This is a genomic window from Pseudomonas sp. 910_23, assembly GCF_052850795.1.
Genome location: NZ_VXCZ01000020.1, coordinates 100050 through 123021 on the forward strand (window position 1 = coordinate 100050; position 22972 = coordinate 123021).

General features: G+C 58.1%; 27 protein-coding genes and 5 tRNA genes. 22 read left to right on the top strand and 10 right to left on the bottom strand.

The window, feature by feature from the left end; translation table 11 throughout:
- Positions 1-2 precede the first annotated feature (2 nt).
- Positions 3-440 carry an FKBP-type peptidyl-prolyl cis-trans isomerase gene (gene fkpB / locus FW800_RS22175; RefSeq protein ID WP_177327426.1) on the top strand — a complete coding sequence of 146 codons (438 nt, stop codon included), beginning with the start codon at positions 3-5 and terminating at the stop codon, positions 438-440.
- Between the two features lie 177 nt (positions 441-617).
- The gene (ispH, locus tag FW800_RS22180) at positions 618-1565 is read left to right on the top strand and encodes a 4-hydroxy-3-methylbut-2-enyl diphosphate reductase (protein ID WP_005784653.1); all 948 of its coding nucleotides are present in this window, start codon (positions 618-620) and stop codon (positions 1563-1565) included.
- Here ispH and FW800_RS22185 read toward each other — a convergent pair.
- On the bottom strand, positions 1519-2100 hold the full coding sequence (locus tag FW800_RS22185; protein ID WP_078820257.1) for a GspH/FimT family pseudopilin: 582 nt from the start codon (positions 2098-2100) through the stop codon (positions 1519-1521). The two genes, ispH and FW800_RS22185, sit on opposite strands and share 47 nt — an antisense overlap.
- Before the next feature lie 206 nt (positions 2101-2306).
- On the opposite strand from FW800_RS22185, the gene pilV reads away from it, so the two are divergent.
- The 5 genes from pilV to thiO all read left to right on the top strand — a co-directional run bounded on the left by pilV (position 2307) and on the right by thiO (position 5617).
- A complete protein-coding gene (gene pilV / locus FW800_RS22190) occupies positions 2307-2792 on the top strand; it encodes a type IV pilus modification protein PilV (RefSeq protein WP_446438474.1) in 486 nt (161 codons plus the stop codon).
- Positions 2789-3496 carry a prepilin-type N-terminal cleavage/methylation domain-containing protein gene (locus FW800_RS22195; RefSeq protein WP_446438475.1) on the top strand — a complete coding sequence of 236 codons (708 nt, stop codon included), beginning with the start codon at positions 2789-2791 and terminating at the stop codon, positions 3494-3496. The genes pilV and FW800_RS22195 overlap by 4 nt, the downstream gene beginning before the upstream one ends.
- Before the next feature lie 5 nt (positions 3497-3501).
- The gene (locus tag FW800_RS22200; protein WP_078820259.1) at positions 3502-4032 is read left to right on the top strand and encodes a pilus assembly PilX family protein; all 531 of its coding nucleotides are present in this window, start codon (positions 3502-3504) and stop codon (positions 4030-4032) included.
- Between the two features lie 11 nt (positions 4033-4043).
- Positions 4044-4445, top strand: a complete 402-nt coding sequence (locus FW800_RS22205) for a type IV pilin protein (RefSeq protein WP_446438476.1) — start codon at positions 4044-4046, stop codon at positions 4443-4445.
- Positions 4446-4507: 62 nt separating this feature from the next.
- The gene (thiO, locus tag FW800_RS22210) at positions 4508-5617 is read left to right on the top strand and encodes a glycine oxidase ThiO (RefSeq protein WP_446438477.1); all 1110 of its coding nucleotides are present in this window, start codon (positions 4508-4510) and stop codon (positions 5615-5617) included.
- Here thiO and FW800_RS22215 read toward each other — a convergent pair.
- Both FW800_RS22215 and FW800_RS22220 read right to left on the bottom strand, forming a co-directional pair.
- The gene (locus FW800_RS22215; RefSeq protein ID WP_005784659.1) at positions 5604-5837 is read right to left on the bottom strand and encodes a PP0621 family protein; all 234 of its coding nucleotides are present in this window, start codon (positions 5835-5837) and stop codon (positions 5604-5606) included. The genes thiO and FW800_RS22215 overlap by 14 nt on opposite strands.
- 127 nt (positions 5838-5964) lie before the next feature.
- Positions 5965-6990, bottom strand: a complete 1026-nt coding sequence (locus FW800_RS22220; protein WP_005784660.1) for an outer membrane protein assembly factor BamD — start codon at positions 6988-6990, stop codon at positions 5965-5967.
- A 149-nt stretch (positions 6991-7139) separates the two neighbouring features.
- On the opposite strand from FW800_RS22220, the gene rluD reads away from it, so the two are divergent.
- From rluD to FW800_RS22255, 7 genes are all read left to right on the top strand, one after another.
- Entirely contained in the window at positions 7140-8102 is a 963-nt protein-coding gene (gene rluD, locus FW800_RS22225; protein ID WP_005784662.1) for a 23S rRNA pseudouridine(1911/1915/1917) synthase RluD, read from the top strand.
- Positions 8099-8824 (top strand): peptidoglycan editing factor PgeF, encoded by a 726-nt coding sequence (pgeF, locus tag FW800_RS22230; protein WP_446438478.1) that lies wholly within the window; start codon positions 8099-8101, stop codon positions 8822-8824. Before rluD ends, pgeF begins: the two co-directional genes overlap by 4 nt.
- 135 nt (positions 8825-8959) lie before the next feature.
- Positions 8960-11524 (top strand): ATP-dependent chaperone ClpB, encoded by a 2565-nt coding sequence (clpB, locus tag FW800_RS22235; RefSeq protein ID WP_005784667.1) that lies wholly within the window; start codon positions 8960-8962, stop codon positions 11522-11524.
- A 295-nt stretch (positions 11525-11819) separates the two neighbouring features.
- Positions 11820-11895, top strand: a tRNA-Asn gene (locus FW800_RS22240).
- A 9-nt stretch (positions 11896-11904) separates the two neighbouring features.
- A tRNA-Pro gene (locus tag FW800_RS22245) sits at positions 11905-11981 on the top strand.
- Positions 11982-11986: 5 nt separating this feature from the next.
- Positions 11987-12062, top strand: a tRNA-Lys gene (locus tag FW800_RS22250).
- 94 nt (positions 12063-12156) lie between these two features.
- Positions 12157-12233: transfer RNA gene (locus tag FW800_RS22255), tRNA-Pro, on the top strand.
- A gap of 117 nt (positions 12234-12350) precedes the next feature.
- Here FW800_RS22255 and FW800_RS22260 read toward each other — a convergent pair.
- The 3 genes from FW800_RS22260 to FW800_RS22270 are packed head-to-tail and all read right to left on the bottom strand — an operon-like array spanning position 12351 to position 14566.
- The gene (locus FW800_RS22260) at positions 12351-13649 is read right to left on the bottom strand and encodes an NAD(P)/FAD-dependent oxidoreductase (protein WP_005784669.1); all 1299 of its coding nucleotides are present in this window, start codon (positions 13647-13649) and stop codon (positions 12351-12353) included.
- A gap of 60 nt (positions 13650-13709) precedes the next feature.
- Positions 13710-13883, bottom strand: a complete 174-nt coding sequence (locus tag FW800_RS22265; RefSeq protein WP_005784671.1) for a DUF3094 family protein — start codon at positions 13881-13883, stop codon at positions 13710-13712.
- A 53-nt stretch (positions 13884-13936) separates the two neighbouring features.
- On the bottom strand, positions 13937-14566 hold the full coding sequence (locus tag FW800_RS22270; RefSeq protein WP_003188431.1) for a DUF1780 domain-containing protein: 630 nt from the start codon (positions 14564-14566) through the stop codon (positions 13937-13939).
- A 274-nt stretch (positions 14567-14840) separates the two neighbouring features.
- On the opposite strand from FW800_RS22270, the gene FW800_RS22275 reads away from it, so the two are divergent.
- Together FW800_RS22275 and FW800_RS22280 are read left to right on the top strand one after the other, a co-directional pair.
- Positions 14841-15530 carry an energy-coupling factor ABC transporter permease gene (locus FW800_RS22275; RefSeq protein ID WP_446438479.1) on the top strand — a complete coding sequence of 230 codons (690 nt, stop codon included), beginning with the start codon at positions 14841-14843 and terminating at the stop codon, positions 15528-15530.
- Positions 15531-15596: 66 nt separating this feature from the next.
- A complete protein-coding gene (locus FW800_RS22280; protein ID WP_003171680.1) occupies positions 15597-15812 on the top strand; it encodes a hypothetical protein in 216 nt (71 codons plus the stop codon).
- Here the strand turns inward: FW800_RS22280 and yacG are convergent.
- From yacG to FW800_RS22300, 4 genes are read right to left on the bottom strand one after another with little or no spacing between them, the layout of a single operon-like run.
- The gene (gene yacG, locus FW800_RS22285) at positions 15809-16009 is read right to left on the bottom strand and encodes a DNA gyrase inhibitor YacG (RefSeq protein WP_005784677.1); all 201 of its coding nucleotides are present in this window, start codon (positions 16007-16009) and stop codon (positions 15809-15811) included. The genes FW800_RS22280 and yacG overlap by 4 nt on opposite strands.
- On the bottom strand, positions 16006-16629 hold the full coding sequence (coaE, locus tag FW800_RS22290) for a dephospho-CoA kinase (RefSeq protein WP_032877844.1): 624 nt from the start codon (positions 16627-16629) through the stop codon (positions 16006-16008). The genes yacG and coaE overlap by 4 nt, the downstream gene beginning before the upstream one ends.
- On the bottom strand, positions 16626-17492 hold the full coding sequence (locus tag FW800_RS22295; protein ID WP_446438480.1) for a prepilin peptidase: 867 nt from the start codon (positions 17490-17492) through the stop codon (positions 16626-16628). Before FW800_RS22295 ends, coaE begins: the two co-directional genes overlap by 4 nt.
- Positions 17489-18697: a type II secretion system F family protein gene (locus FW800_RS22300; protein ID WP_446438481.1), complete on the bottom strand. Its 1209-nt coding sequence runs from the start codon at positions 18695-18697 to the stop codon at positions 17489-17491. The genes FW800_RS22295 and FW800_RS22300 overlap by 4 nt, the downstream gene beginning before the upstream one ends.
- A gap of 199 nt (positions 18698-18896) precedes the next feature.
- On the opposite strand from FW800_RS22300, the gene FW800_RS22305 reads away from it, so the two are divergent.
- From FW800_RS22305 to trfA, 6 genes are all read left to right on the top strand, one after another.
- Complete coding sequence (locus FW800_RS22305) at positions 18897-19310, top strand: pilin (RefSeq protein ID WP_005784685.1); 414 nt, start codon at positions 18897-18899, stop codon at positions 19308-19310.
- Positions 19311-19373: 63 nt separating this feature from the next.
- Positions 19374-19449, top strand: a tRNA-Thr gene (locus FW800_RS22310).
- A 165-nt stretch (positions 19450-19614) separates the two neighbouring features.
- The gene (locus FW800_RS22315) at positions 19615-20832 is read left to right on the top strand and encodes a tyrosine-type recombinase/integrase (RefSeq protein WP_446438482.1); all 1218 of its coding nucleotides are present in this window, start codon (positions 19615-19617) and stop codon (positions 20830-20832) included.
- On the top strand, positions 20829-21587 hold the full coding sequence (locus FW800_RS22320; RefSeq protein WP_446438483.1) for a hypothetical protein: 759 nt from the start codon (positions 20829-20831) through the stop codon (positions 21585-21587). Before FW800_RS22315 ends, FW800_RS22320 begins: the two co-directional genes overlap by 4 nt.
- Before the next feature lie 106 nt (positions 21588-21693).
- Positions 21694-21903, top strand: coding sequence for a helix-turn-helix transcriptional regulator (locus tag FW800_RS22325; protein ID WP_160049699.1), 210 nt, complete (start codon positions 21694-21696; stop codon positions 21901-21903).
- A complete protein-coding gene (gene trfA / locus FW800_RS22330) occupies positions 21861-22793 on the top strand; it encodes a plasmid replication initiator TrfA (protein WP_446438484.1) in 933 nt (310 codons plus the stop codon). The genes FW800_RS22325 and trfA overlap by 43 nt, the downstream gene beginning before the upstream one ends.
- Positions 22794-22972: the final 179 nt, after the last annotated feature.

Consider the following 22972-nt stretch of genomic DNA (forward strand, 5'->3'; position numbering starts at 1 on the left):
TATTGGCTGAGCAACGCATCGGCCAGAACACGGAAGTCACTTTGCATTTCGCACTGCGCCTGGAGAATGGCGACACGGTCGACAGCACGTTCGACAAGGCCCCCGCGACCTTCAAGGTCGGCGACGGCAACCTGCTGCCGGGTTTCGAAGCGGCACTGTTCGGTTTCAAGGCCGGTGACAAGCGCACCCTGCAAATCCTGCCGGAAAACGCCTTTGGCCAGCCCAACCCGCAAAACGTGCAGATCATCCCCCGTTCGCAGTTCCAGAACATGGACCTGTCGGAAGGCTTGCTGGTGATCTTCAATGATGCGGCGAACACTGAATTGCCTGGCGTGGTGAAAGCATTTGATGACGCGCAAGTGACCATCGACTTCAATCACCCGTTGGCCGGCAAGACGTTGACCTTTGACGTCGAGATTATCGACGTCAAAGCGCTGTAACCGACCGTACGCGGTCTAAAATGTGGGAGGGGGCTTGCTCCCGATAGCGGTGTATCAGCTAAATGTGCAGACTGATATACCTATATCGGGAGCAAGCCCCCTCCCACCTTTGATCTCCATTGTCGGTTGAGTCAGTGTCAAATTGACTCAATATGGCTGCAATACACGAGGCACAGCATGCAAATCAAACTCGCCAACCCCCGTGGCTTCTGCGCCGGCGTGGACCGGGCGATCGAAATCGTCAATCGCGCCCTGGAAGTCTTCGGGCCGCCGATTTATGTGCGCCATGAAGTCGTCCATAACAAATTTGTGGTCGAAGACTTGCGCGCGCGCGGGGCGATCTTTGTCGAAGAACTCGATCAGGTGCCCGACGACGTGATCGTCATCTTCAGTGCCCACGGTGTTTCCCAGGCTGTACGTACCGAAGCGGCGGGCCGTGGCCTCAAGGTATTCGATGCCACCTGCCCACTGGTGACCAAGGTGCATATCGAAGTGGCGCGCTACAGCCGCGACGGTCGTGAGTGCATCCTGATTGGCCACGCCGGTCACCCGGAGGTAGAAGGCACCATGGGCCAATACGACGCCAGCAACGGCGGTGCTATCTACCTGGTCGAGGACGAGAAAGACGTCGCCAACTTGCAGGTGCACAATCCGGAACGCCTGGCCTTCGTGACCCAGACCACCTTGTCCATGGACGACACCAGCCGCGTAATCGATGCCCTGCGCACGCGGTTCCCGGCCATTGGCGGCCCGCGCAAGGATGACATCTGCTACGCCACGCAAAACCGCCAGGATGCGGTCAAGCAACTGGCAAATGAGTGTGACGTAGTGCTGGTGGTCGGCAGCCCTAACAGCTCCAACTCCAACCGCCTGCGTGAGCTGGCCGAGCGCATGGCTACGCCGGCGTACCTGATCGACGGTGCCGAAGACATGCAGCGCAGTTGGTTCGATGGTGTCGAGCGTATCGGCATCACGGCAGGCGCCTCCGCACCGGAAGTGCTGGTACGCGGCGTGATCCAGCAGTTGCAGGCCTGGGGCGCTACTGGCGCCGATGAGCTGGCAGGTCGTGAAGAGAACATCACGTTCTCGATGCCGAAGGAACTGCGGGTCCGCTCGCTGCTCTGACGCCAACAATGCCGGCATCGGCTCGGCATAATGCCTGCTCGGTCTTGTCACTGCGCAGGCTGATGCGTCCGCTGGGGGCCAGCACGATCTGATACAGGCTCTGTGCCTGGCTCGTGTCGCACACATGCACGGTGCCGGCACGGAAGCCTCCGCCGGCGAAAACCGGTTCTCCCAAGCCGCTGAAACGCACCTGGTCCGTGACCGGGCCATTGCCTGCCACTGGCACGCGACCATCACCCTGGCGCTCCAGCAGCACCGGGTTGTCGTCGTCCTGATGGCCGCGTCCACTGACATCCAGTATCACCCGCCACCCCAGGCTCCAGTCCCTGTCGTTTGCATGAATGACCACCGCCTGATTGCGCGTGATGGCCTCCATGCGTGCGTAACGCAGTCCGGCGGCAAGTGATTGGGCCACGCTTTGTCGTTGCTGCGATTCAAGCAAACCTTTGAAACCGGGTACGGCCAATTGCGCGAGGAAGCTGGTGACGATCAGCCCCAGCAGCATTTCAATCAGGGTGAACCCTCGTTGTGTCATGTGCGTTCCCTCCGTGGACGCGAGTGAATCTTCGAGTTGCAGACCTAGGTATAGCGCCTGGCCGCGAATGCTGGGTGATGGCCTTTATGTCCAAAGTATTTCCCTTTGTTCCGGCAGCAGCGCTGCTCGAAATCCGCCGCTAGTCTTGGATCGCACAGCAGGGTTTGCCTGCTTTTTTCCGGCCTTCGACATGGATGACGACGGTAATGCCTGCCCGCCCGAATCGATTTTTTCTGCGCTCCGCGCATCGGCACCAATCCGGCATGACGCTGATCGAGGTGCTGATAGCGCTGTTGATCCTGGCTGTCGGCCTGATGGGCGCTGCAATGCTTCAGCTCAACGCGCTCAAGTACACCGACAGCGCCAGGATGATCAGCCAAGCCAGCTTTATCGCCTACGACATGCTCGACCGAATTCGCGCCAATGCTGGTGCGGATTACACGTGGGGGAGGGACGAGTCGGGGCCGCCCAACACTTCGGCCGCCAGTGTGCGCGACCTGGACCTGCACGATTTCGAGGCCAATATCATTGGTTTTGCTGGCAAGAATGCCAAGGGATCCGTGGCGGTAAGCGGGCATGAGGTCACCATCAGCATCAGTTGGGAGGATCGCCGCTCAGCAGGCACCCCAGGAGCACGGGAAACCTTCACGCTGACCAGCCGAGTCACCAGTGAGCAGGGAGCCTTGCAATGAATCGTCATGCCCGAGGTTTCAGCCTGGTGGAGTTGTTGCTGGCACTCGCCGTCGGGCTGGTGCTGGTGTTGGGGGTGAGTCAGGTGCTCATAAGTTCACGATTGACTCACGACAGCCAGCAGGCCGCCATGGTGCTGCAGGATGATGCGCGGCTTGCCCTGGGCAAGATCACACAGGACATTCGTCAGGCAGGCATGTTGGGATGTTTGGCCGCGACCGTTATCGACAACGCCCCGGCTGCCTTCGATCGACCGATAAGCTGGGACGCGTCGGGAAGTTCAAGGTCGCTGACGTTGGTCACCGCGTACGTCGGTAACGGCGCTGGCAAGCCCGATTGGACGGTGTTGTCCGACTGCAAGGAGGCGGCCCAGGCGTATGAGGGGGCAGCACCTGCTGCCGCCCCTGGCCTGATCCGCTTTGGCATACGCCAGCTTACCTACACCTATGAATCGGGCCAGTTGAAGGTCAGTACTCCGGCAGCGCCGGCAAAGGCGGTACTGATTGATAACGTGGGGGCATTCGACATCAGTTTTGGCTTGGCGGCTGAACCTGCATCAACGGTTGTGGTGCGTTACGACAGCCATCCAGCTGACAGTTCTTTGATACGTAGTGTGCGTATCTCCATGACTCTGCAAGACCCAACTGGGCGGGTTAAGGACCAGACCTACAGTGTCGTTGCGGCGCTGCGAAATCGGTTGGGTTAGGGGCGATGTCGATGCTTGGCGGTATTCGGGTACGGCAGAACGGGATGGTGCTGCTGATCAGTCTGGTATTCCTGCTGTTGTTATCGCAGGTGGGGCTGTCGTCGATACAGGGGGCGGTCGCCCAGCAAAAAGTCGCGAGTAGCCTGTGGCAGCGTAATCAATCCTTTCAGTCTGCTGAGAGCGGTTTGCGGCTGGGGGAGTCGGTTGTGCAGAGGGGCGGCCCTGCGATGCCTGTGTGCAACTCGGTTATTACGTGTGTACCGCCCAATGAAGCATTTTCCTTGACTGGCGCAGGGGCAAACCCTGTCTCAGCGGTCACCTGGTTGGCCTTGAGGGGTGGGTTTTATGGCGTTCAATCCCTGGGGGAAGGAGCAGGGCTGGCTCATTTGCCGCCCGATACACGGGCAGCGCTCTTTCGCATCACTGCCGTGGGCCTTACAGGCCAATCGCGCACGGTGCTGGAGTCGGTTTATGCACGGGTGGAGGAGGGCGGCAACGTCAGGTTTCGACGGATTTCATGGCGGCAACTTCAATAAGGAGCAATGGGATGGGCATGGATAGCCAGGGCTTTACCCTGATGGAGTTATTGATCGCCGTGGCGATCGTTGTGTTGTTGGCCGGCATTGCGTATCCCGGGTACATCGGCCAGGTAAAAAAGGTGTATCGCGCGCAAATCGTCGCGTTGCTGAGCGAGCAAGCCCAGCACATGGAGCGCGCATATACCAGAAACGGCACTTTTATTGATGCGGGCGGCGCCATTGCGGGTAACGATCACTATAGAATCAGTGTGATTTTAAACCCCCAGGATTTCGACTTGCTCGCTACGCCTGCCGTGGACTCAGTCATGGCGGACGACGCGTGTGCAGCTTTCAGCTTGAGCAGCACCGGTATGCGAAGCAACCCGGGAGCGGCGCCTGAAATGTCGCGCAAAGTCTGCTGGGGGCAGTGATGAGAGTGCTTGAAGAGTGGGCGCCGGGCGCGCCTTTCCCTGTTTATCGGCGGGATCAGATGATGGCAAAGCAACAGCAAGTGGTGATTGTCGGCGGCGGAGTAATCGGGCTGTTGACGGCGTACAACCTTGCCAGAGAAGGGCGGGCAGTCATGCTGCTGGAGCGTGCGGGGCTTGGGCAGGAATCTTCCTGGGCGGGTGGCGGAATTGTCTCGCCGTTGTATCCATGGCGTTATAGCTCGGCCGTGACTGCCTTGGCCCATTGGTCCCAGGATTTCTATCCGCAGTTGGCACAGCGCTTGTTTGCCGCAACCGGTGTCGATCCCGAGGTTCATACCACGGGTTTGTACTGGCTTGACCTGGATGATGAGGCTGATGCATTGGCCTGGGCTGCGCGTGAAGGGCGGCCATTGAGCAAGGTGGACGTGTCCCAGGCTCATGATGCCGTGCCGGCGCTGGGAGGCGGCTACTCCCGGGCGATCTACATGGCCGATGTGGCCAATGTGCGCAACCCTCGCCTGGTCAAATCCTTGAAGGCGGCGCTGCTGGCGTTGCCGGATGTGACGATTCACGAGCACTGCGAAGTGTCGGGTTTTGTGCAGAACAACAATCGCGTGGTGGGGGTGAACACTGCTACGGGACCGGTTTTTGCCGATCAGGTGGTGCTCGCCGCCGGGGCCTGGAGCGGGCAGTTGCTGAGCACACTGGGCATGGCGCTTCCCGTGGAGCCGGTCAAAGGCCAAATGATCCTGTACAAGTGCACGTCCGACTTTTTATCCAGCATGGTCTTGGCCAAGGGGCGCTATGCAATCCCCCGCCGCGATGGGCACATTCTGATTGGAAGCACATTGGAACATGAGGGGTTCGACAAGACGCCGACCGAAACTGCGTTGGCGAGCCTCAAGGCGTCTGCGGTTGAACTGATCCCCGCCTTGGCGGACGCCGAGGTGGTCGGGCATTGGGCGGGGTTGCGGCCCGGTTCGCCGGAAGGTATCCCCTATATCGGAGAGGTTCCCGGCTTTCAGGGCTTGTGGCTCAATTGCGGGCATTACCGCAATGGCCTGGTACTCGCACCGGCTTCCTGCCAGTTGTTCGCCGACTTGCTGTTGGGGCGGGCTCCGATCATTGATCCGGCGCCTTATGCCCCGGCAGGTCGCCTCAACGCTGGATAGACTTCGGCCCTTGTTCCAGGTGCGCCTGGGTGCAGTACCACTCCTGGCGCGAACTCAGTGCGCGATCCTGCGGCAGGTGCACGCCGCAGTGGGCGCATCGCACCATCAGCGCTGCGTTCGGCTCGGCAGGTCGTTGCTGGCGGGCTGCAGGGTTTTTGAATTTGCGCCAGAACCATACCGCGGCAGCAATGACGGCAATCCAGAACAGTAGACGAAGCATGATGGGCAGTTTCTCGACAAGGAATGCGCCAGTTTAGCCAAGCTGGCCACAGGCGCACAGCGCAATAAATACTCGCTCATAAAAAAGGGAGCTCCTTCAGAGCTCCCTTTTGCGTTGCGTCGAACAATCAGTCGAACACACCGAAGGTCATGTAGCTGAACCACGAACGGTCTTCGTTGTTGCCAAGGGCCTGCGGCTCCTCTTCTTCGATAACGTCGCCGTTCTCGTCGTGAGGCTTGAGGTCCGAAGGGATGGCATCCTTGGCGTCCTGGTACTGCTTGATCACGTCCTGGTTGGCGCGGGTTTCACCCGGCGGCAGTGGCGGACGAGACTCGATCAGGCCCAAAGTGTACTTGCTCAGCCACGAACGGTTGTCGGCTTCGGCAACCTGAGGCACGAACTGGCCATCTTTCAGGCTTGGGTGATCTGGGTAGTTGAGCTTCAGGGTTTCCAGGCTGGTGGTCGCCAGGGTGTCCAGGTGCAGACGCTGGTAAGCCTCGGTCATCACCGCCAGGCCGTCGCCCACGGATGGGGTTTCCTGGAAGTTCTCCACAACATAGCGGCCACGGTTGGCGGCAGCTACGTAGGCCTGACGGGTCAGGTAGTAGTGGGCCACGTGGATTTCGTAGGAGGCCAGCAGGTTGCGCAGGTAGATCATGCGCTGCTTGGCGTCCGGCGCGTAGCGGCTGTTGGGGTAGCGGCTGGTCAGCTGGGCGAACTCGTTGTAGGAGTCGCGTGCAGCGCCCGGGTCACGCTTGGTCATGTCCAGCGGCAGGAAGCGCGCCAGCAGGCCAACGTCCTGGTCGAACGAGGTCAGGCCCTTCATGTAGTAGGCGTAGTCCACGTTCGGGTGCTGTGGGTGCAGGCGGATAAAACGCTCGGCGGCGGACTTGGCAGCTTCCGGCTCGGCGTTCTTGTAGTTGGCGTAGATCAGCTCCAACTGGGCCTGGTCGGCATAGCGGCCGAATGGGTAGCGCGACTCCAATGCCTTCAGCTTCGCTGTGGCGCTGGTGTAGCTATTATTGTCCAGGTCTGTCTGAGCTTGCTGGTACAGCTCGACTTCGCTCAGGTTTTCGTCGACGACGTCCTTTGTTGACGAGCAAGCAGCAGTCATGGCGAGGATGGCGATCAGCAGCAGGTGTTTCACTTGCATGGCGGCTTGCGTCCCTATGACGGCCGCTGTCTTGGGCGGGGCCGTCCTGTTATGATGAGCGCCCCGTTGAAAGCCTCGGGGCAAAAGACGCCGTATTTAACCACAAGCGCGCAGCCGAAACCAAAGGCTGTGCCACGCCTAGTCTGAGCATGTCCGATAAAATTGAACTTCGCGCAGAGGTGCCGTCCGAATTGGGCGGCCAACGCCTCGATCAAGTCGCCGCACAATTATTCGCTGAGCACTCGCGCTCGCGCCTTTCCGCCTGGATCAAAGACGGCCGCCTGACTGTGGATGGAGCGGTTATCCGCCCGCGAGACATAGTTCATGGCGGTGCGATTCTTGAGCTGACTGCCGAGCAGGAAGCCCAGGGAGAATGGGTCGCCCAGGACATCGAGCTGGATATCGTCTATGAAGACGACGACATCCTGGTCATCAACAAACCCGCTGGCCTGGTGGTTCACCCGGCTGCCGGGCACGCTGATGGCACTTTGCTCAATGCCCTGTTGCACCACGTCCCGGACATCATCAATGTCCCGCGCTGCGGCATCGTGCACCGTCTGGACAAGGACACCACCGGTTTGATGGTGGTGGCCAAGACCATTCAGGCGCAGACGCAACTGGTTACTCAGTTGCAGAGTCGCAGCGTCAGCCGGATCTACGAGTGCATCGTGATCGGTGTGGTGGTGGCCGGGGGCAAGATCAACGCCCCGATTGGTCGCCATGGCCAGCAGCGCCAGCGTATGGCGGTGATGGAAGGTGGCAAGCAAGCCGTCAGCCACTACCGTGTGCTGGAGCGTTTCCGCTCCCACACCCATGTGCGGGTCAAGCTGGAAACCGGGCGCACCCACCAGATTCGCGTGCACATGGCGCATATCAACTTCCCGTTGGTCGGCGATCCTGCCTACGGTGGGCGCTTCCGTATTCCGCCGGCGGCAAGCCAGACAATGGTCGAATCGCTGAAGTCCTTCCCGCGCCAGGCACTGCACGCACGCTTCCTGGAACTGGATCATCCGACGAGCGGTAAGCGCATGAGTTGGGAATCGCCACTTCCAGACGACCTGGTCTGGTTGTTGTCGCTGCTCAAGCAGGATCGTGAGGCGTTTATCGGATGAGTGACTGGCTGATTCCTGACTGGCCCGCGCCGTCTCAGGTCAAAGCCTGCGTCACGACTCGTGCGGGCGGCGTCAGTCTGGCGCCGTTCGACAGCCTTAACCTGGGCGATCATGTCGATGACAGCCTTGAGGCCGTCCTTGAAAATCGCCGTCGCCTGAGTAACGCCTTCGATATCCAGCCTGCCTGGTTGCGCCAAGTCCACGGTACTCACGTGGTTGAGGCCGATCCAGGCCGTACGGTCGAAGCAGATGGCAGTTGGACCAGTACCGCTGGCATCGCCTGCACATCCATGACCGCCGATTGCCTGCCTGCGCTGTTCTGTAATCGGGCGGGCACCCGGGTTGCCGCCGCCCATGCCGGTTGGCGTGGCTTGGCGGCTGGCGTGCTGGAGGCCGCATTCGAAAGCATGGATACCGCTGCCGAAGACGTTCTGGTCTGGCTCGGCCCTGCTATTGGCCCTCAAGCCTTCGAGGTTGGCCCGGAGGTGCGTGAAGCGTTCATGCAGCAACTGCCGGCCACCGCTGAAGCCTTTGTTCCCAGCCCCAATCCCGGCAAGTTCATGGCCGACATCTACCAGCTGGCGCGCCTGCGTCTGGCAGCAAACGGTGTCACCGCTGTATATGGTGGTGGTTTTTGCACCGTGACCGATACACGCTTCTTTTCTTATCGCCGCAGCCCGCGTACGGGCCGATTCGCCTCCCTTATCTGGCTTGAACGCTAGACTGTCCTGACCTGTATCAACAGTCCGCCGCTTGAAACCCCCAGAATCCACCCCATCTATAAGGGTATCTGGCAGGTTTCTTCATTCAGGATGTGTTTGTTCATAGCTCCGGCCTGCTCAAAAGGAAGGTGACTAATGCGTATTGATCGTTTAACCAGCAAATTGCAGTTGGCCTTATCGGACTCCCAATCCCTGGCGGTCGGCCTCGACCATCCGGCGATTGAGCCGGCACACTTGATGCAGGCGCTCCTGGAGCAACAAGGTGGTTCTATCAAACCCTTGTTGATGCAGGTGGGCTTTGACATCAACAGCCTGCGCAAGGAGTTGAGCAAAGAGCTCGACCAACTGCCGAAAATTCAAAACCCTACCGGCGACGTGAATATGTCCCAGGACCTGGCGCGCCTGCTCAATCAGGCGGACCGCCTGGCCCAGCAGAAGGGTGACCAGTTCATCTCCAGCGAACTGGTGCTGCTCGCCGCCATGGACGACAACAGCAAGCTCGGCAAATTGTTGCTGGGGCAGGGCGTGAGCAAGAAAGCCCTGGAAAACGCTATCAACAACCTGCGTGGCGGCGAGGCCGTGAACGACCCCAACCATGAGGAGTCGCGCCAGGCCCTGGACAAATACACCGTCGACCTGACCAAGCGTGCAGAAGAAGGCAAGCTCGACCCGGTGATTGGTCGTGACGATGAGATTCGTCGCACCATCCAGGTCTTGCAGCGTCGCACCAAGAACAACCCGGTGCTGATCGGTGAGCCTGGCGTGGGTAAAACCGCGATTGCCGAAGGCCTGGCCCAGCGCATCATTAATGGTGAAGTGCCGGACGGCTTAAAAGGCAAACGCCTGTTGTCCCTGGACATGGGGGCCCTGATCGCCGGTGCCAAGTTCCGTGGTGAGTTCGAAGAACGACTGAAATCCCTGCTTAATGAATTGTCGAAGCAGGAAGGCCAGATCATTCTGTTTATCGACGAACTGCACACCATGGTCGGCGCCGGTAAAGGCGAAGGCTCGATGGATGCTGGCAACATGCTCAAGCCGGCCTTGGCGCGGGGCGAGTTGCATTGCGTCGGTGCGACCACGCTCAACGAATACCGTCAGTACATTGAAAAGGATGCGGCCCTTGAGCGGCGTTTCCAGAAAGTGCTGGTGGAAGAGCCAAGCGAAGAAGACACCATCGCGATCCTGCGGGGCCTGAAAGAACGCTATGAGGTCCACCATAAAGTGGCGATCACTGATGGCGCGATCATTGCGGCGGCCAAGCTGAGCCATCGCTACATCACCGATCGTCAGTTGCCGGACAAGGCCATCGACTTGATCGACGAAGCGGCCAGCCGCATTCGCATGGAGATTGACTCCAAGCCGGAAGTGCTCGACCGCCTGGATCGGCGCCTGATTCAACTGAAAGTCGAATCCCAGGCGTTGAAGAAAGAAGAGGACGAGGCAGCGAAGAAACGCCTGGAAAAACTTCAGGAAGAAATCGTCCGTCTGGAGCGTGAGTATTCGGACCTCGAAGAAATCTGGACCTCGGAAAAAGCCGAAGTACAGGGTTCGGCGCAGATCCAGCAGAAAATCGAGCAGTCCCGTCAGGAACTGGAAGCCGCGCGTCGTAAAGGCGATCTGAGCCGCATGGCTGAGTTGCAATATGGTGTGATTCCGGACCTGGAACGCAGCCTGCAGATGGTCGACCAGCACGGCAAGCCTGAGAACCAGTTGCTGCGCAGCAAGGTGACCGAGGAGGAGATCGCCGAAGTGGTCTCCAAGTGGACCGGCATTCCAGTCTCGAAAATGCTCGAAGGCGAGCGCGACAAACTGCTGAAAATGGAAAGTTTGTTGCACCAGCGCGTCATCGGTCAGGAAGAGGCGGTGGTGGCGGTATCCAATGCGGTACGGCGTTCCCGTGCCGGCTTGTCCGACCCGAACCGTCCAAGCGGCTCGTTCATGTTCCTCGGCCCGACCGGCGTAGGTAAGACTGAGCTGTGCAAGGCCCTGGCCGAGTTCCTCTTTGATACTGAAGAGGCCATGGTGCGCATTGATATGTCCGAGTTCATGGAGAAACACTCGGTGGCTCGCCTGATCGGCGCACCACCAGGCTATGTGGGCTACGAGGAGGGCGGTTACCTGACCGAAGCCGTTCGACGCAAGCCTTACTCGGTGATCCTGCTGGATGAGGTCGAGAAGGCGCACCCGGATGTGTTCAACATTTTGCTGCAGGTGCTGGAAGATGGTCGCTTGACGGACAGCCACGGGCGTACGGTGGACTTTCGCAATACGGTGATCGTGATGACCTCCAACCTGGGCTCGGCACAGATCCAGGAACTGGTGGGGGATCGCGAGGCCCAGCGCGCAGCGGTGATGGACGCCTTGACCACCCACTTCCGCCCGGAATTCATCAACCGGGTGGATGAAGTGGTGATCTTCGAGCCTCTGGCACGGGATCAGATTGCGGGTATCACCGAAATCCAGTTGGGCCGCCTGCGCAGTCGCCTGGCTGAGCGTGAGCTCGACCTTGAGCTGAGCGGCGAGGCGTTGGACAAGCTGATCGCAGTGGGTTACGACCCGGTGTATGGCGCACGGCCATTGAAGCGTGCGATCCAGCGCTGGATCGAGAACCCGCTGGCACAATTGATCCTGTCGGGCAGCTTTATGCCGGGCACTCGCGTCACGGCAACGGTGAAAGACGACGAAATCGTCTTCCACTGAGGCCAGCACCCGGTGTAATAACGAGAGGCCTCGCATTGCGAGGCCTTTTTTTTCGATAGGGCGTTGAACTGTAAGGCAAAGGCTTGTAAAGTGCGCCCCGCAGCAACGTCAGCCCACGGGTTTCTTCTCCCCAAGAAGAAATCAGAAAGAAGCGCAAATCATTGTCTTAAAAGCAATTTAAAGGGTTGACAGGGGTTTTTAAGATTGTAGAATAGCGCGCCTCAGAGACGCTAACGTAGCGATACGGACAGGGTCGAAGAGAAGGTTACATAGCAGTAAATTTGAAATATGTAGTTCCGTGATAGCTCAGTCGGTAGAGCAAATGACTGTTAATCATTGGGTCCCAGGTTCGAGTCCTGGTCACGGAGCCAATTTCAAATCGGGGTATAGCGCAGTCCGGTAGCGCGCCTGCTTTGGGAGCAGGATGTCGGGAGTTCGAATCCCCCTACCCCGACCATATTTGGGTCGTTAGCTCAGTTGGTAGAGCAGTTGGCTTTTAACCAATTGGTCGTAGGTTCGAATCCCACACGACCCACCATTTTTGAGACCAGTTCAGGCTGGAATCGAATCTTAAGATCAGAGGCCAAAAGCGCTGATCGAAGAAGGCGACTGAAAGGTCGCCTTTTTTTTACCGGGGTATAGCGCAGTCCGGTAGCGCGCCTGCTTTGGGAGCAGGATGTCAGGAGTTCGAATCCCCTTACCCCGACCATATTAAAAATCCTCGTATCGAAAGATACGGGGATTTTTTTTGCGCGCGCGAATCTTGAGCTCACCGCAAAGCAAATGTGAGAAGGGGGTTGCCCCCTCCCACAGGGGTTATGCGTTGTTAGTGGAGTTTAAGGCGTGGCTCAGTCCCGCGCCCGATCTTGCTGCCCAGCATCAGCATCGCCGTGCGGAAGAAGCCGTACAGGGCCATCTGGTGCATACGGTACAGCGACACATAGAACATCCGCGCCAACCAGCCCTCCAGCATCACGCTGCCAGTCAGGTTACCCATCAGGTTACCTACCGCCGAGAACCGCGACAGCGAGATCAGCGAGCCGTAGTCGGTGTACTTGTAGGTCGGCAGATCCTTGCCTTCAATGCGCAATTTCAGCGACTTGGCCAACAACGAAGCCTGCTGATGCGCGGCCTGGGCCCGTGGGGGCACATTGCGGTCGGTGCCCGGTTGCGGGCAGGCGGCGCAATCGCCAAAGGCAAAGATGTTTTCATCGCGGGTGGTTTGCAGTGTTTGCAGCACCTGAAGCTGATTGATGCGGTTGGTTTCCAGGCCATCGATGTCTTTGAGAAAACCCGGTGCGCGGATCCCGGCCGCCCATACCTTGAGGCTGGCGGGAATCACTTGGCCGCTGCTGGTAATCAGCGCGTCGGCGGTTACTTCGCTGACCGCCGAGTTGGTCAGCACGGTCACCCCGAGTTTTTCCAGGGTTTTATGCACTGGGCCGCCGATCCGCTCTGGCAGGGCAGGCAATACCCGCGGGCCGGCTTCGATCAGGGTGATATGCATGTTTTCCGGTTTGATGCGGTCCAGGCCATAGGCAGCCAGTTCATGGGCGGCGTTATGCAGCTCGGCGGCCAGCTCCACCCCGGTGGCGCCGGCACCGACGATGGCCACGCTGATTTGTTCAACGGCATCGGTTTGCCCGGCATGGGCGCGCAGGTAGTGGTTGAGCAGTTGTTGGTGGAAGCGCTCGGCTTGCTTGCGGGTATCGAGGAACAGGCAATGCTGCGCCGCACCCTCGGTGCCGAAGTCGTTGGTGGTGCTGCCTACGGCAATGACCAGGCTGTCATAGCCCAGTACGCGCGCGGGCACCAGCTCGCGGCCTTCTTCATCGAGGGTGGCGGCCAGCTGGATTTTCTTCTGTTCACGGTCAAGCCCACTCATGCGCCCAAGCTGGAACTCGAAGTGGTTCCATTTTGCCTGGGCGACATAATTGAGTTCGTCTTCCGAAGAATTCAGCGAGCCGGCAGCCACTTCGTGCAGCAGAGGCTTCCAGATGTGAGTCAGGTTGGCGTCCACCAGCGTGATGCTGGCCTTGCCGCGCTTGCCCAGAGTCTTACCCAGGCGGGTAGCCAACTCCAGGCCGCCGGCGCCGCCGCCGACGATAATAATACGATGGGTCATGGGGATATCTCGCAAGGCTAAAAGAAATCGGAGCAGTTACCCCCGCGAGCGCCAGGCAGCTCATAGCGTCAGGTAACTCAATAGGCGGCTCAGCACGCCGAGCCCGATCACCACTACCAGCACCACACAAAGGAGCAGCCATGGCCGGAAAGGCTTGCGCTCGACTCTGTGCTGGGAGAGTTGCAGGTACTCTTGGACATGCTGTTGGTCATCGGGGTTCAGGCGGCTGGTCATAAAGGCCTCGTCAGGTAGACGTTGCAAAAGGGCGCCACGTTACAGCCAAGGGTTCAAAGGCTGATGCCCACATCGAACACTATGCTGCGGCCCAGGTTGTTGCGCAAGAAGTCCGGCGCGTCCGGGTGTGCGAACAGCACGCGCGCGAAGGTTGGCCCCACCAGTGACAGTGAGCGCCAGCCCTGGCGCAGGTATTCAGTTGGCGGCGGAAAGTGGCTGTTGAGGTCCAGCACTTCGCGTTTGAGGCTGGTGAAAGCGATAAGGTCCAACTCCCCCAGGTCCATGCCGCGTTCTTTGTAGTTATGTGCTTTTTTGCGCAGTGTCGGTGCCAGGCGCAACAAAAACTCATGGGCGGGAATGCGTCGTGGCTTGGCTTCGCGCCGCACCAGTTGGCTCAAAGAGAATGCACTACGCCTGCGCAGCAATTCATCGCGCCATTCGTCGTTCAGGCGGCGCCCCTCGTCCAGCACGAAAAACACCTCGAAACTGGCGTCGCGAAACAACACATCCGGCGGCTCCTGGCCCGCAGCGTGAAACTCTTCGACGCGGTAGGGCACATTCAAGCCCTGCAGCAGGCGCTGGCAGACCCAACGCTCACGCTCCCATTTGCGGGCATTGGACAGAAACGCATTGGCTTGTTCGGCTGCTACGGTGAGCAGGCGCAAATAATCTGAGTCATCCATATTCCCAGCTTAGCGTTCAAATGATGACCACAGGAAGTCCTGCTTGCACCGAGTTGCTGCTGAAACAGCTGGGTATCTATGCCAGTGAGACCCAAATGTGGGAGGGGGCTTGCTCCCGATCGCAGAGTGCCAGCCAGCACATGTATTGGCTGATAGACCGCTTCGGGAGCAAGCCCCCTCCCACATTTGAATCTCGCTTCGACCCAGACCCATGTTAAAACGCAGGTGTAGACTGCTCACTCGGCAGCAAGTTTTTTGTAGAGGTAGTGCATCCGTGATCAGTGCAGCTGTTCTGGCGCCATCGACCCTCGGCATTGGCTGGCTGTTATATGCGCCGGTGGTGATGTGGGCGACGTTGCGCTCGCCTTGGGTCGAATTGTTCGCCGACCGACGGCGCCAGCATTTGCTGTTCGGTACGGTGTTCGCGTTGTTTATGCTGTGGCTGGTGCGGCGGGATTTCGATACCGGGGTCTCGTACCACTTTATCGGCATGACCGCCGTGACCTTGCTGCTGGATTGGCCGCTGGCAATCGTCGGTGGGTTTGCTGCACAGTTCGGCTTGATGCTGCTGGGGCGCCAGGATCTGGCCGCCCTTGGCGTCAACGGCCTGCTTCTGGTCGGGCTGCCGGTGCTGGTCACCGAAAGCTGCGCGCTGTTGGTCGAACGGGCGCAACCGCGAAACCCCTTTGTGTATATCTTCTGTTCCGGCTTTTTCGCGGCGGCGCTGTCGGCATTGTTGTGTCTTTTGGCCGGCCTGGGCCTGTTGTGGTTCGACGGCCGCTTTGCGATGCCGGAATGGTTGGAGGACTTTGTAGGTTACCTGTGGCTGATCATCTTCCCTGAAGCCTTTATCAACGGCATGGTCGTCAGCGCGTTGGTGGTGTTTTGCCCGGAATGGCTGGAGACCTTCAACCGAACTCGCTATCTCTCGGCCCCCTGGAAGGACGACGATTCACGGCGTTGATCCAGGTCAAATGCCGGGCACCGGCGCAGGTCCATGCTCTGCAAAATTTTTTCTGGAGCACGGATCATGAGTGTGTACGAGTGGGCACGGCAGGAGTTGCGCAGAAGCCAGGACGCAGCGCAGGAAATCGGTTTCGATCCCGGCTTGACCTTACGCGCCATGCTCAGTGCCGTGGTGCAGCAAAGCAAGGGCGTACGCAGTTTTGAAGACCTGGCCGACGAGTTGCAATACCTTGCAGAAAACCTCGACGACCAGCAGGAATATGCCTTTATGCGGCCTTAGTGGCGCGGCGGCAGGTCTTCGGAAAACAGTTCGTCTTCGGCATCCGGGGCCACGGGGATCTTGTGTTCCTCTGCGGCCCAGGCACCCAGGTCAATGAGTTTGCAACGGTCCGAGCAGAACGGCCGGTTGAGGTTGGCCGCTTTCCATTCCACGGGTGCACCGCAGGTTGGGCAGTCGACGGTCAAGGGTTGGCTCATGATCGGCCTCCACGCAAAGTAAGGTAAAAGTGGTGCAGTCGCTCGACCTCGCCGTGCAGCCAGGCAAGGTCCTTATCGTTGACCAGCACGTCATCGGCATGGTTCAGGCGGTCTTCGCGGCTCGATTGGGCCTTGAGAATCGCCTGCACCTGTTGTTCGCTGATGCCATCGCGCTGCAGGGTACGCTGAATCTGCAGCGATTGCGGCACGTCGATCACCAGGATGCGCTGGGTCATGCTGTATTGGCCGGACTCGATCAGCAGCGGTGACACCAGGATCGCGTAAGGCGACTGGGCGCGTGCCAGGTGGCTGCGAATTTCCTCGGCAATCAGCGGGTGCAGCAAGGCTTCCAGCCACAGACGTTCTTGCGGTACCTCAAAGATCAGTTTGCGCAGCGCGGCGCGATCCAGCTGGCCGTCGGGTAGCAGCACGCCGTCGCCGAAATGCTCGGCAATGCGCGCCAGAGCCGGCCTCCCGGGTTCGACGACCCAGCGGGCAGCATGATCGGCGTCCACCAGGTCGATGCCCAGGTCGATAAAGTGCTCGGCCGCAGCGCTTTTGCCGCTGCCAATGCCGCCTGTGAGGCCAAGAATCCAGGGTGTTGCGACAGAAGTGGTCATCTGAAACCGACAGACTGCAAATAGAAGTCGGTTATTTGACCACCCCAGAGCAATGCAATCCAGCCGGCAATTGCCAGGCACGGCCCAAAGGGCATCGGCGTCGACGTTTGGGCCTTGCGCAAACGCAGCAGGATCAGCCCTGCAAACACGCCCATCAGTGAGGCCATCAGCAACGTCATCGGCAGGATCTGCCAGCCACCCCAGGCTCCCAGCAATGCCAATAACTTGAAATCGCCATGGCCCATGCCATCCTTGCCGGTGACCAGCTTGAACAACCAGAACACGCTCCATAGGCTCATGTAGCCAATGACCGCGCCCCACAGTGCGTCGGGCAGTGTCCCCAACAGGTCAGCGCTGTTGATAACCAGCCCCAGCCAGAGCAGCGGCAGGACCAGCACGTCCGGCAGCAATTGGTGGTCCAGGTCAATCAGGCTCATGGCCAGCAAGCCCCAGCTCAGCAACATCACCGCAGCGGCTTGCCAGCCGAAGCCGAAATGCCAGGCAACAGCGGCAGTGATCAGCGCGCACGTCACTTCGGTCAGGGGATAGCGGACGCTGATGGGCTCACGGCAATGGGCGCAACGACCCCTGAGCATCAGGAAGCTGAGCAGCGGGATATTTTCCCAGGGCCGAATCGGCTGGTTGCAGCGCGGACAGCAGGAGTTCGGGCGCATCAGGTTGTACACCGGCCCGGCGGGCTCGGTTGGCAGGCCAAGGACCTCATGGGCCTGGGCACGCCATTCGCGTTCGAGCATTTTGGGCAGGCGCCAGACCAGTACGTTGATGAAACTGCCGATGATCAGGCCGAGCACCAGTGCCATGCAGGCAAACGCCCAGTGCTGCTCGCTCAGCAGCAGGCTCAAAAGGCCGTACCCAATTGAAAGACCGGCAGGTACATCGCGATCACCAGCGCGCCGACAATGGCCCCCAGGACAACCATGATCAGCGGCTCCATCAGGCTGGTGAGGTTATCGACCAGGGTGTCTACGTCCGACTCGTAGTGGTTCGCGACTTTTTCCAGCATCCGGTCCAGGGTGCCGGACTCCTCTCCAATGGCGGTCATCTGGATCGCCATGCCGGGAAACAAACCGCAGCTATGCATGGATTGATTCAACTGCATGCCTGTGGATACATCGTGGCGCATACGTTCGATTGCCTGTTTGAAGGGGTCATTGCCGACGGCTCCGGCTACTGAGCCCAGTGCCTGGACCAGCGGGACACCCGCTGCAAATGTGGTCGAAAGCGTGCGGGCGTAGCGGGCGACGGCGGTTTTTTGCAGCAGTTTGCCTGCCAGAGGCGCTTTCAACAAACTCGCTTGCAGCCAATGCCGAAAGCCAGGGTTACGGCGGTAGGCGTGGCGCAGCCCGCCCACCCCCACGGCCAGGCCCAGCACGAGTATCCACCACGCTTGTTGCAAGAACTCGGACAGGGCAATGACCCCCAGGGTAAACCCGGGCAGTTGGCTGTCGATCCCGGCAAACAGATGCTGGAACTGAGGCACGACGTGTATCAACAGCACTGTGCTGACCAGTGTCGCGACTACCAGGACTGCGACAGGGTAAGTCATGGCTTTTTTGATCCTGGCTTTGAGCTGTTGGCTTTTTTCCAGATGAATCGCCACGCGCTCCAGCAGGGTTTCCAGAGCCCCGGCCTGTTCTCCGGCAGCTACCAGGTTGCAGTACAGGTCATCGAAATAACGCGGGTGCAGGCGTAGCGCTGCGGCCAGGTTATTGCCGCTGGCGATCTGTTGTCTCAACGCCTTGACCAGTTCACGCACCTGCTGGTTTTCAAAACCCTCACTGATGATGTCGAAGGCTTGCAGCAGCGGGATCCCGGCTTTGAGCAAGGTCGCCAACTGTCGGGTAAACAGGGCGATATCGGCTGGCAGGATTCGCGGGGTGAAAGCCGAACGTGATCGAGGCCTCTTGCGCACACGCTCGGGGCAGATCCCTTGCTGGCGCAGTTGTGCCTTGATCAGCGCAAGGCTGTCGCCAGCGGTTTGCCCGGTCACCCTGCGTCCTTTGCGGTTGATGCCTTCCCAGGCATAGATCGTTGACGTGTCGTTCATATCGGTTTGCGCACCCGGCAGTGAAGAATTTATAGCGTAGTCAGGTGGCGGATTCGGGGCGGCTGGTGTTATGGGATAAAGTGTCAGAATGTGCGTCTTGCAGGCGATGGGCTTCGTGGTGGTGGGTACACTGGCGCCGTTGCACACTTCGGGGCGCAGGACGCGCCTTGTCATGGTTTTATTCTGGAGAGTGAAAGAGATGCGTCAAAAAGGCTTTACCTTGATCGAGTTGTTGATCGTTGTGGCAATCATCGGCATTTTGGCCACGATCGGTTTGCCCATGTACACCAAGCACCAGGCCAAGGCCAAGTTTACGGCGGGGCTGGCTGAAATCAGCGCGTTGAAGGCCGGTTATGAAGACGTCATCAACCAGGGCACTGTGCCCACTGTGTCGTTGATCGGTGGCAACAGCCCCACTGCCAATTGCAAGATCGACGTGACAGGAGATGTAGCCTCGGGCGCCGGCTCCATCAGCTGTGAAATCCTCGATGCGCCTGCGCCCGTGCTGGGCAAGACCATCACCTTGACCCGCAACGCAACCAGCGGATGGACCTGTGCTACCACAGCGGATCCGCAGTACGTTGCCAAGGGCTGCTCTGCCAACGGCGCGTGATGGCGCCGGGCGGTGAGCGAGTCAGTTGCTGCATGACCAATGCAGTGCTAGCTTTAGCCCACCGCCCGTGTAGCTCAGCCGGTAGAGCAGCGCACTCGTAACGCGAAGGTCGCAGGTTCGATTCCTGTCTCGGGCACCATTGACCGGTCTCATGTAGTGCCAAGCAGTTTCATGAGATCTCATTAAGCCCGCCTAGCGCGGGCTTTCTCTTTCATGCGGTGCCATCCGGTTTCATCCAAGCGCTTGTCTTGTGAGTACCTCCCTGAGTACCATTCCCTAATTCAATAATCTATGGGTACTCAGCATGGCTTTGACGGCTCTGCAGGTGAAGAATGCTGCGCCTCGTGAGAGGGACTATGGCCTTGCCGATGGCGGTGGCTTGTTCCTTTGGGTGCGGGCGGCAGGCGGCAAGTCTTGGCGTTTCCGATTCCGTCTGGATGGCAAGCAGTCTCATATTTCCCTTGGCACCATCGACAAGGTGACCCTCGCTCAAGCGCGGCAGCTTGCTTCTGAAGCTCGCCAACTTGTGGCGCAAGGACGGCATCCTGGGCTTGAGCGGAAGGTTGTGCGTGCCCAGGCGGCAATCTCCCGCGCTAATACGTTCAAGAGCCTTGCGCTGGAGTGGCACCGACATAAGTCGTCACGGTGGTCGATAGGTTATGCCAGTGATGTTATCGAGGCTTTCGGGTTGGACATTTTCCCCAAGGTGGGAAGTTTGCCGTTGACCGAAATTAAACCCATGCAATGGTTACAGGTTTTTCGCCACATAGAGTCGCGAGGTGCCTTGGAGAAGCTGCGCAAAGTTCGCCAGCGCTGCCAAGAGGTCTACCGTTTCGCGATCGCCACTGGGCGTGCTGAGTACAACCCAATCGCAGACATCGGAGGGGCACTCCAGACCCCTACCTCCCGGCACTATCCCTTCTTGCCTATTGGAGAAATTCCGGAGCTCATAAACAGTATTCAGGCGTGTCCGGGGCATGACGTAGTCAAGATCGCCACTCGTCTGTTGATTCTCACGGGTGTTAGAACGGCTGAGTTGAGAGGTGCTCCTTGGTCGGAGTTTGACCTCAACAACTCGCTCTGGCTCATCCCTGCTGTGCGCATGAAGATGCGTCGCGCTCATCTAGTTCCGCTCTCCAAACAGGCTGTGGCTGCATTACGTGAACTGGAGAGTATTACAGGCGGTTACACGCTCGCGTTCCCTGGGCGCAATGACCCGGCGAAACCTATGAGCGAAGCTGCAATTAACCAGTTACTGAAGCGCTCAGGCTACGACGGTCGTGCCACAGGCCATGGGTTTCGTCACACGATGTCCACCACTTTGCATGAGCAGGGGTACTCCAGCGAGTGGGTCGAAACTCAGTTAGCGCATGTGGATAAGAACAGCATACGCGGCACCTACAACCATGCTCAGTATCTGGAGGGGCGACGAGATATGCTTCAGTGGTATGCCAACCATCTGGATATTTTGCGACCCAGCAATACGCAGTCCTCCATTAAAAGCATGGAGGAGGTCGTATGAATGCTGACGTGATACGCCTGACTGATTTGGTGCCGGAATACGCTCGCCAATATAAAACTGGACCTAAAGAAGCTGAATATGCTCTTCATGAACTGTTTTTAGATTTGTATACCGAATACCATGTGAAGCGTGAAGAAACGGTGATTCCCAGTCACATATTATGGGTAGGTAGTGCAGGGAGCTCAAAACTTGCAGTCAAGAGTTATAAGCTGTTCTTTAATGGGCTAATTGAGTATTTTAATAATCTATTCAATCCCCTGCCCGAGATTGATGATGGTCTCGTCCGCTGCTACTGCGTAAGCGATAGTGAGGCTAAAGATATCCCGGCAGGAATTTTTTATTTGTCTAGGACGTCCCTTAGTGCATGGGTTCTTAATGCGGGTATCGAGCCTCCAGAATTCATATCAGGCAGTAATGCAGATCAAGAGACGAAAGTAACTGAAGGGGCGAAAGAGTTTAAGACGATAGAGCTAGGATACATTAGTAAGATTTTCAGTGGATTAGTTGAGCTCGTTAAGGAGGTTGATAAGGCTCACTCTGTGCAGTCACTTGATGATGCAGGAAGGAGGCGTGCGGATGCTATCAAGCGTGGCGCATCCAGACTCAGCAATCCGTCGCGTAAGAACTTTGACTTGTACTCCGCCCTAATATCTCTCGCTGAAGATGCTGGAGTGGACATGCCAAAAGACCATAAAACGTTGAGGAAGTATATGCTCGCCCAGTCTAAGTCAAATAGCGCCAATAAATCCTTATAACGAAATTTGGGATTCCCCTTGAGAACTTGGGGATTCCCATGACTCCTAATTTGAGGTGCCATTAAATCCCTAGCCATCCAATCCGGTCCTAAGGAGACCCGTCCAGATGGCTAATCAATCTGTCTCACCTCTACTACTTCGCCTGCCTGGTGTCTGTGCCTTGGTCGGGCTTAGTAAGTCTCAGATCTATCGGCTGATCCGGGCCGGCGAATTTCCTTCTGGTGTTTCCCTTGGCGCGAACTCAGTGGCTTGGCCTGCCGAGCAAGTTTACGCGTGGGTGGCAGAAAAAATCAGCGCATCTACTTCTCAGCGATGACTACAAATATGTCACTCCCTAGCCGTATGTTGTCCCTGCTGGAGGAAAACCGAAAACGTTCTCTAGCGAAGCCGAAAGAGGTCAAGGTAGATGATGTTGACGCTGCTAATTTACTACCTAACTGGTCCGAGTCAGTTCGTCGTGTTCCTAACGCCGCTCTCCGCTCAGCGTTATTCGGTGCAATTGGGAAAGGACACAGGCCCTACGTTGAGCAAATGGAAATTAACGCCTTAGGTGGAATCAGCATCTTTTATACAGGTGCGCTACTTGATCAAGGTGATCTGAATGTGTGGGAAACCGTGTTGCACCTAGCGCGTATGCAGGAGCTGGGTTCTGAGTGTCGGGTCACTGCATATCGCCTTTTGAAAATTCTCGGTAAAACGGATACAGGGAAAAATCGAAAGATTTTAGATAAATATATTAGTAGGCTCAAGGCTACTGCCTTGCAGGTTAAAGTGGGGAAGCATTCATATGAGGGTAGTTTGATTCATGAGGTTTACCGTGCTCAAGATGAGCGCAGTGAGCGTATATATGTAATTCGATTGAATCCTAAGCTTCATGTACTATTTAAAGGGGACCAATACACCGATGTGAATTGGTCTATTCGTCAAGCGCTAAATGGAAAGCCGCTTGCGCAATGGGTGCATGGTTTTTATTCAACGCATGCAAGACCCTTCGATTATAAGGTCGAGACGTTGCACCAACTATGTGGAAGCCGTGCGAGCTCTTTATCTGATTTCAAAAAGGATTTGCGGCGGTCTCTTGAAGCTGTCGCGTATGCAAGCACCGCAGAGGGGCAGCCATTTAGCTATCTTCTGGAGGGAAATCTGGTGCAAGTTAAAACTACTCCAAGCGCTTCTCAGCAGCGCCATCTGGCGAAAAAGCGCTAATACCGTTCCAGCCCCCTATTTTTTGCCGTTCCAGCGCCCCCGACCTTACCGTTCTAACACCCTAGGCTACCGTTCCAAGCCCCCGGCGATACCGTTCCAGCACCCATGATGTACCGTTCTAGCACTCCTTGAGTTCGACTGTGAAATCGCTCTCTAGCCCAGCAAGGGTAAGGGATGCA

Bases quoted from the DNA above. Each gene is read 5' to 3' on its own strand.
- ispH (WP_005784653.1), top strand. From the start codon at position 618: ATGCAAATCAAACTCGCCAACCCCCGTGGCTTCTGCGCCGGCGTGGAC.
- FW800_RS22185 (WP_078820257.1), bottom strand. From the start codon at position 2,100: ATGACACAACGAGGGTTCACCCTGATTGAAATGCTGCTGGGGCTGATC.
- pilV (WP_446438474.1), top strand. From the start codon at position 2,307: ATGCCTGCCCGCCCGAATCGATTTTTTCTGCGCTCCGCGCATCGGCAC.
- FW800_RS22195 (WP_446438475.1), top strand. From the start codon at position 2,789: ATGAATCGTCATGCCCGAGGTTTCAGCCTGGTGGAGTTGTTGCTGGCA.
- FW800_RS22200 (WP_078820259.1), top strand. From the start codon at position 3,502: ATGTCGATGCTTGGCGGTATTCGGGTACGGCAGAACGGGATGGTGCTG.
- FW800_RS22205 (WP_446438476.1), top strand. From the start codon at position 4,044: ATGGGCATGGATAGCCAGGGCTTTACCCTGATGGAGTTATTGATCGCC.
- thiO (WP_446438477.1), top strand. From the start codon at position 4,508: ATGGCAAAGCAACAGCAAGTGGTGATTGTCGGCGGCGGAGTAATCGGG.
- FW800_RS22215 (WP_005784659.1), bottom strand. From the start codon at position 5,837: ATGCTTCGTCTACTGTTCTGGATTGCCGTCATTGCTGCCGCGGTATGG.
- FW800_RS22220 (WP_005784660.1), bottom strand. From the start codon at position 6,990: ATGCAAGTGAAACACCTGCTGCTGATCGCCATCCTCGCCATGACTGCT.
- rluD (WP_005784662.1), top strand. From the start codon at position 7,140: ATGTCCGATAAAATTGAACTTCGCGCAGAGGTGCCGTCCGAATTGGGC.
- pgeF (WP_446438478.1), top strand. From the start codon at position 8,099: ATGAGTGACTGGCTGATTCCTGACTGGCCCGCGCCGTCTCAGGTCAAA.
- clpB (WP_005784667.1), top strand. From the start codon at position 8,960: ATGCGTATTGATCGTTTAACCAGCAAATTGCAGTTGGCCTTATCGGAC.
- FW800_RS22260 (WP_005784669.1), bottom strand. From the start codon at position 13,649: ATGACCCATCGTATTATTATCGTCGGCGGCGGCGCCGGCGGCCTGGAG.
- FW800_RS22265 (WP_005784671.1), bottom strand. From the start codon at position 13,883: ATGACCAGCCGCCTGAACCCCGATGACCAACAGCATGTCCAAGAGTAC.
- FW800_RS22270 (WP_003188431.1), bottom strand. From the start codon at position 14,566: ATGGATGACTCAGATTATTTGCGCCTGCTCACCGTAGCAGCCGAACAA.
- FW800_RS22280 (WP_003171680.1), top strand. From the start codon at position 15,597: ATGAGTGTGTACGAGTGGGCACGGCAGGAGTTGCGCAGAAGCCAGGAC.
- yacG (WP_005784677.1), bottom strand. From the start codon at position 16,009: ATGAGCCAACCCTTGACCGTCGACTGCCCAACCTGCGGTGCACCCGTG.
- coaE (WP_032877844.1), bottom strand. From the start codon at position 16,629: ATGACCACTTCTGTCGCAACACCCTGGATTCTTGGCCTCACAGGCGGC.
- FW800_RS22300 (WP_446438481.1), bottom strand. From the start codon at position 18,697: ATGAACGACACGTCAACGATCTATGCCTGGGAAGGCATCAACCGCAAA.
- FW800_RS22305 (WP_005784685.1), top strand. From the start codon at position 18,897: ATGCGTCAAAAAGGCTTTACCTTGATCGAGTTGTTGATCGTTGTGGCA.
- FW800_RS22315 (WP_446438482.1), top strand. From the start codon at position 19,615: ATGGCTTTGACGGCTCTGCAGGTGAAGAATGCTGCGCCTCGTGAGAGG.
- FW800_RS22320 (WP_446438483.1), top strand. From the start codon at position 20,829: ATGAATGCTGACGTGATACGCCTGACTGATTTGGTGCCGGAATACGCT.
- FW800_RS22325 (WP_160049699.1), top strand. From the start codon at position 21,694: ATGGCTAATCAATCTGTCTCACCTCTACTACTTCGCCTGCCTGGTGTC.